Here is a 7,087-nt window from a genome sequence, read left to right as displayed (position 1 = left end):
CAGGGAATCCCTTTGGCCATGTCCAATCCCGTGGCGGGCAACCATAACGACCTCCACAATATAGAAGTAGAGTTTGAAGTGGTTACGGGCACACTGGGAGATGCCAATATAGCTGTAGGAGGCTTGTTCCTCAACGCTGATGCAGGGTTTGATTCCGAAGGCTTTGGGCAGGCGTGCCAGCTTAAGGAAATACAATGCCAATATCTGTTTCAATAAGCGCAACGGGGGCAAGGACAGGGACGAGTATTTTGACAAGGAACTTTATGATCAGCGCTATGCCATAGAACGAACCAATGCTTGGATGGACAGTTTCCGGTCATTGCTCAACAGGTTCGACACCACCATAGCTAGCTGGATAGGGTTTAACTTATTGGCATTTATGGTGATAGCATTGAAAAAATTCAAAAAGAAAAAGTTTAAATGAGTTCGTTTTATAAAAACTAATACTTTTAATCTCTCTTGAAGAAAAATCCTTTAAATTTATTTTTTTAGAATCATAATTTAAAATTTGAAATATAGGCTGTGGATTTGTATTCCCTTTTTGAAGAGACAAAAAGCAAACATTATCTACCTTGAACAAACTGTAACCCTTTGTTTCATATTCTGATACTGTTTTTAATCCTTGGTAATAATAATCGGTCAAAATATGTATGCTGTCTTTTTTGAATTGGATTGTTTGCTTTATTTCTAAATCCTTATTAGGATTGCTGTTTTCATCTTCTATAACATCATATTCCCAAATAGAACTGTTCAATTCTTTTTTTAATTGTTCAATATTTATAGATATCTTGGATTGAATTTCAATAAATTTAGCACTGTTTTTAGGGTTGGCTTTTCCATTTTTTAATGGTTTAAAATTCAGACTATCCAACAAATCAATAGTATAAAAACCTTCATCGTTTTTATTTAGAACTTTTAAATGTTTCTCCTTAAACTTAATTGTTCCATACTTTTTAATTTTATTATTTGCGGTCTTTTCAATTAAGCTTCCTTTGTTGTTAAATAAATACATTGAGTCTTTATTTTGCTTGATGACATAAGGGTATGGTACCATTTGATCCATTGACCTATACGCACCAACATAAAGTCCTGAATCATTCCTTACACCTCACTTTTACTACAACTAAAGCATGAAACAACTAACAAACAGGTAGCATATTTTAAAATATTACTCATCAAAAAGGGATTTAAATCAATAAAAAGTATAGTTCTCTAATAGAAAAATTAAAATTATTATTTTTGCTCTGATCTTTTGTGGTCCTCACCCCTTAAAAGCTGACGATACGCTGTGCTTTTGCGCGTTAAAAACTCCCATATGATCAATTTATTCTCCGACTCAATTATTTTTTGAAAGGAACTATCCGCTTCACAATAATACATAAAACCGTCTATGTGGCTATGTGGTATTTTTAAAGCATTTACAAACAATGAGTCTTGATAATATGATTTTACTTTTTTTAAACTGTCCTGCTTGCGTATAATTGCAATTATTTTATTATTTTTTTTAGTCCTCCCAGAAATTCCATTAATTAAAGCAAAAAGGACACCATTGTGATTCCTTAATGAATAAATTTTTTTTTCTGAATATGACATAGCAGGGACATTTGCATTAGGCAACCCTAAACTGGATGCTGTAGGGGTATTCTGATCCATTTCCTTCATATCATGTTCTAAAAACCCTGATAGGTGGTAAGGCCTGATAACGACTTCATCCAGTTCGTAGACAATAGGGGTCATTTGGACTGTAATATTTCTTTGATGTATAAGCCTATTCGTTATGATCACTTCTTTCATTTTGTATGAAATACTTGAAAACAGTAATGTGTCTTGAGCCTTTGCTTTTATTTCAAAAAAACCTTCTTTGCTGGTAATGCCCCCATTAAAACCGGTTTTATTAAAAACATGAACTCCCTCTATAGGTTTACCATCAACCATAACCTTCCCACTTATATATGTGTGATCTTGAGCGTTTGCATAAAGGCTCATGAAAAAGAATATTATTAAAATTCGGGTTTTCATTTTCTCCTATAAAATTACTCTAAACTGGTAAAAGAAACGCTCTATAAGCCTTAGATCTTCGGTAATAATTTCTGCTTGCCCCAACATTTCTTGTTTAAATTGAAGCTCTTTTCCGTAACTAGTAATCAATTTTTTTGGTAGTGTTACATCTATAATATAGTTTCCATCCTTATCAAGTGTATGCGAGACATGCTTTACCGCTCCTTTTAAAACCCCAAATTCGGTTTCGGGGTAATTGGCAAGCATAATATTTACTTTTTGTCCTATTTCTATTTTTCCTGAATTTTGAGATGGTGTAGTTAATTTTGCCATATATTGTGAATCTTTAGTCGGAATGATTGTAAAAACCTGATCTCCCGTAAATACGGTCTGGTTATTGCTCCAAAAATTAAGAAATGAAACTTTACCATTAATTTCTGATATTAATACATAGGTGTTTCCCCAGTCTTTAACAGCCTTTTTTAAGCTGCTATATGATTGAATGGTATTTTTAAGCAATTGTAATTCTTTTTTGCTTTTGGATATTTGTGTCTCTTTGGAAGTTTTTCGGGCTAGGGCTATATCTGATTTTAACTGAGATATTGAGACCCCCATATTCTTATAATTTCGTTCACTATTAATGAAATCAAGTTGTTTGTTTTCGTATTCCTGTGAAGAAATGACCCCCTTCTCATAAAGCAATTTATTCCGTCCCAGATCTTTCCTTTTTAATTCCAGCTCGGATTTCGTTAAACGTTGTTGCTCTTTTATATTAGCCAACCGTGTTTCAAGTTCGTCTAAAGAGATGTTATTAGCTTGGGCTTGATTGGAAAAAGGTTTTAATTCCCTGTTAAGAACATATGCATTATAACTGTTTTCAAAATCTGCAAAATAGGGGTCAATATCTCCCAAAAAAAGAATAGGAAGCTTTTCTGTCGGAAAATAAAATGCCTCTTTATTAACAGAAACTGTATCCAAGATGGATTTTAAATACAAAACATCTTCTGCAATCGCTGAGTTTTCTATAATAGCTAACACCTGTCCTTTAAAAACCTCTTGATTGTCCGACACATAGATAGAATCCATTTTCCCCGTTGCGTTAGCATATTCCTTTTGCGGAGGAACCGTTGTTGTAATAACAGCCTGTGAAGCAATTACATCTGGATATTTAATCAACCATGATAAAAAAAGTAATAAAATGATTAATGTTAGAAACAGCAAACTTCCCCAACGAATCATCCAGTTGGGGACTTTGGTGAGGATTTCCTGAACCTCCTCACTTCGTAATTCAATATCATCTAATGTATTTGGCATTATTTCCCTAATTCTAACTGATTTCTTACTAGATGATAATAATTTCCTCTATTTTGGACCAGTTCACCGTGAGTTCCGACTTCTGCTATCCTACCTTTTTCCAAGACTACAATCTGATGTGCATTTTTAACTGTGCTTAATCTATGAGCTACAACCACCACCGTTTTATTTTTAAAAAATGTATTCAGGTTTTCCATAATCACTTTTTCATTGTTGGCATCCAATGCGGAAGTTGCTTCATCAAAAAACAAATAATCTGGGTTTTTATATACGGCACGGGCTATTAAGAGCCTTTGCTTTTGACCTGTACTAAGCCCAATCCCTTCCATACCTATCTTACTATTATATGAAAGCGGGAGTTCTTCTATGAAATCTTTAATGTTAGCAACCTGAACTGCATATTTCAGCTTTTTCTTATCAACATAATCTACCCCAACGGCTATATTATTGGCAATGGTATCATTAAAAATATAATCTTCCTGCATGACCACTCCACATTTATCCCGCCATGACTTTTGGGAAATGTTCTTTAAATTATAATGCCCCAAAAGGATTTCTCCATGATTGGGGTCGTAAAACTTTAACAGTAATTTCATTAAAGTTGTTTTCCCACTACCGCTGGTACCTACTATAGCCGTTATTTTATTGGAAGGGATATGAAGGTGGAGATTATTTAAAACAAAGCTTTCTGAGCCAATATATCGAAATGAAATATTTTTAATACTGAAATCCAGTTTATCCTCTAGTTCACTTATTGTATCTGATTCACTGACTTCTTCATCCTCCTTTTCATGAATCTCAGCTAGCCTTTCAATCGAAATTTTGGCATCCTGAAACTCCCGCATAAAATTTATAAGCTGAGTAACAGGGGTATTGAGCTGACCTACAATGTAAGATATAGACATCATCATTCCCAAAGTAATACTCCCATCAATAACCAGTTTAGCTGACAAAACTGTTATTAAGATGTTTTTCAATTCATTAATAAAACCTGAACCGACACTCTGATATTGTTCTAAAACCAAGCCATCAACTGATATTTTGAAGAGCTTGGCCTGTAAGAATTCCCAACTCCACCGCTTTTTCTTTTCAGCATTATGGAGTTTGATAGTTTGCATTCCATTAATTAGTTCTATTACTTTACTTTGTTCCTGACTAATTTGGGAAAATTGCTTATAATCAATATCCCTGCGTTTTTTTAAAAACAAAGCAATCCAAATAAAATAAAAGACACTCCCCACTAGGAATATTAGAAACACATATAAATTATAATAGGCCAAAACCAGTCCGAAAATCAAAAGGTTGACCATAGAAAAAAGAACATTCAAAGATGACGTTGTTAAAAGTAGTTCAATCCGTTTATGATCGTTGATTCTTTGAAGGATATCCCCTGTCATACGGGTATCAAAAAAAGCTATGGGAAGTTTCATGAGTTTTATAAAGAAATCAGAAACCAATGAAATATTGATACGTGTACTTAAATGGAGAAGAATCCAGCTTCTAATAACCTCCACGGAGGTTTTTCCAAAAAACAAAAGTAACTGAGCGATAAGAATTAAATAGACAAAGTTGATATCCTGATTTCTAATACCAACATCTACAATGCTTTGTGTTAAGAAAGGAAAAATAAGTTGTAATATACTACCTGCTATTAAGCCTATTACTAATTGCCGAAGAAATGATTTATATTTGATTAAATATTTTGAAAGGAATGTTAAGCTTAGTCTACTTTCTTTTTCAAATTCATTTTCATAAAATTTTGGTGTGGGTTCCATTAATAAAGCAACCCCTTCCTCCGTCGTTTCCGTAGCATTATTGCCAATCCAATGTTTTAAAAATTCTTCTTGGGTATATTTTAATAATCCGTGCGCAGGGTCAGAAATATAAAAAGTCGCTTTTTTTATCTTATATAAAACCACATAATGGTTTTTATTCCAATGTAAAATACAAGGAAGTGGGGCATCAAGTATATCATTAAGTGAAATTGTGACGCCCAGTGAGCGAAATCCTAGCAATTCCGATGCATTGCTTATGTTCAATAAACTGCTACCCTCTCTATGGGTTTCAGATAATTTTCTGAGTTCCTGAATGGAAATAGTCCTTTGATAATGCTTAGCAATAATTTTTAAGCAAGTAGGCCCACAGTCTTTTATATCTGGTTGCTTGTATACAGGAAAAGATGACATTATACTTGAGGGCAATTAGGTGTTATAAAATCCATGTCTTCTATTAAGTCGTCTATGAAATACACTAATTCATCTCTCCTGTAATAATCATCGGGATATTGAAACCCATTTATAATTATTTGTGGAACTTTTGTGATTCCGTATTGTGAATTTTTTTTAAACTGTTTTTTTAATATCTGATCCGAAAAAGACTTATCTAAATCAACATTTTCACTATATTCAATTAGACCATTTTCATACCAACATTTATATTTTTGTAAGAAATTATTCTCCCCACCATCTATATAAGCCTCAATTAACATTCTATAGATTGCTAACTCATCATCATTACTTTCTTTGGGATTAATATTAAAACGAATCTCAATTGACAATTGAGATTTATACTTATTATAAATTTTTTGTATCATTAAGTGAATATCCCTACAATAGGAACAATAAGGGTCCGTTATAATTGTTATGTGTAAATCTCTGGTAGGAGTTCCTAAAATAATCTTGTTAGAACCAACCTCTTTAATATTTTTAAGATAATCAGACCTTAATAAATTGAATTTGAAAATATCATAATTTTTTATAAATCGGTTTCCTCTATCCTCATAATCTAATAACCTTCCCCATTTTTTTAAAAAACCTTTTATATAAAACCATAATGTTACAACCCCAGAATAGAGGATTAACATATTTAACACGAAAATATCGTTATACTCAAAACTTATGTCGCTATGAATAAATAAATATAAATATTGAACATATATTGTTGTTATTATACCAATACATAAAAGGCACCATTTTTTAATGACAGATATTTGAAAAAATAATGATAAGAATGTAATAGGGATAGATAATAGCAGAAGTATTTTTTGCAAAAATAGAAAATTACACATTATATCTTTGTCTTGGAAAATTAAAAGACCCAGGAATTGAGACGAAAAAAATAAGATACTTAGGTCTGTAAAACCTATATTCTTATATATTTTGTTTTTTGATGAAGATATAACAGAGCTACAGTTAATAGAAGAAGACAAATCACAGTAGCTATTTCCTTTACTCTTATCTCTATAAAATAGCCTTATCGCATATAGTGAAAATATTAAACCCAAAAAGGATAGGGCAAAAAATTCAAAGCTAACCCCTAAATTATTATATTTTAGGTTAAATAAAAATGGAAGAAGCCATAATAAAGCGATTATCCAGCGAATTGATTTTCTATTGAGAAAGTTAGAACCTTTCTTTTGATCATTGTTTTTGATGAGAAGAACTATCCCGCTCCAATTTAACCTTAAGTCTTGATCACTTATATAGTGACTATTTTCGAGTAAATATTTGTTGCTTTCTATTTTTTTAACATAAGCTAACCCTCCAGTATTTTTAACATAGTACAAGAAATTTTCAGGCAAGTATTCAATATTTTCAAAATCTACCCGTATAACTTCATTATCAGTACCTTTCTCTTTTAAAACATCTGAGATAGCTAGTATAGATCCAACGTTGGGATGCTTTTTTAGTTTTAAATAAAAGGACTTCTTATCAATTATAAAACCAATCTCTTTTAAATATGAAATGACTGCATTTATACTATTTTCATCAATCAT

The 7,087-nt window shown here is 32.1% G+C and carries 5 protein-coding genes and 1 pseudogene; 1 reads left to right on the top strand and 5 read right to left on the bottom strand.

Features of this window, described 5'->3' with window-relative positions:
• Positions 1–216: pseudogene (locus OOZ15_RS18535) on the top strand (IS5/IS1182 family transposase); the annotation flags it as partial.
• A 151-nt stretch (positions 217–367) separates the two neighbouring features.
• Here the strand turns inward: OOZ15_RS18535 and OOZ15_RS18530 are convergent.
• From OOZ15_RS18530 to OOZ15_RS18510, 5 genes are all read right to left on the bottom strand, one after another.
• Positions 368–1,012, bottom strand: coding sequence for a hypothetical protein (locus OOZ15_RS18530; protein ID WP_265957941.1), 645 nt, complete (start codon positions 1,010–1,012; stop codon positions 368–370).
• A gap of 221 nt (positions 1,013–1,233) precedes the next feature.
• Positions 1,234–1,986, bottom strand: coding sequence for a carboxypeptidase-like regulatory domain-containing protein (locus tag OOZ15_RS18525; RefSeq protein ID WP_265957940.1), 753 nt, complete (start codon positions 1,984–1,986; stop codon positions 1,234–1,236).
• 39 nt (positions 1,987–2,025) lie between these two features.
• Positions 2,026–3,312 carry a putative HlyD family type I secretion protein gene (locus OOZ15_RS18520; protein ID WP_265957939.1) on the bottom strand — a complete coding sequence of 429 codons (1,287 nt, stop codon included), beginning with the start codon at positions 3,310–3,312 and terminating at the stop codon, positions 2,026–2,028.
• Positions 3,312–5,498, bottom strand: coding sequence for a peptidase domain-containing ABC transporter (locus tag OOZ15_RS18515; protein WP_265957938.1), 2,187 nt, complete (start codon positions 5,496–5,498; stop codon positions 3,312–3,314). Before OOZ15_RS18515 ends, OOZ15_RS18520 begins: the two co-directional genes overlap by 1 nt.
• Positions 5,498–7,087 carry a vitamin K epoxide reductase family protein gene (locus tag OOZ15_RS18510; RefSeq protein ID WP_265957937.1) on the bottom strand — a complete coding sequence of 530 codons (1,590 nt, stop codon included), beginning with the start codon at positions 7,085–7,087 and terminating at the stop codon, positions 5,498–5,500. Before OOZ15_RS18510 ends, OOZ15_RS18515 begins: the two co-directional genes overlap by 1 nt.

The organism is Galbibacter kalidii, assembly GCF_026241135.1.
In the GTDB taxonomy this organism is placed as follows: Bacteria; Bacteroidota; Bacteroidia; order Flavobacteriales; family Flavobacteriaceae; genus Galbibacter.
The sequence above is the reverse complement of the archived record's forward strand: the minus strand, read 5'-3'. Positions and strand labels throughout refer to the sequence as shown.

Coding starts and splice junctions, on each gene's coding strand:
- OOZ15_RS18530 (WP_265957941.1), bottom strand. CDS start 1,012: ATGTATTTATTTAACAACAAAGGAAGCTTAATTGAAAAGACCGCAAAT.
- OOZ15_RS18515 (WP_265957938.1), bottom strand. CDS start 5,498: ATGTCATCTTTTCCTGTATACAAGCAACCAGATATAAAAGACTGTGGG.
- OOZ15_RS18525 (WP_265957940.1), bottom strand. CDS start 1,986: ATGAGCCTTTATGCAAACGCTCAAGATCACACATATATAAGTGGGAAG.
- OOZ15_RS18520 (WP_265957939.1), bottom strand. CDS start 3,312: ATGCCAAATACATTAGATGATATTGAATTACGAAGTGAGGAGGTTCAG.
- OOZ15_RS18510 (WP_265957937.1), bottom strand. CDS start 7,087: ATGATTGATGAAAATAGTATAAATGCAGTCATTTCATATTTAAAAGAG.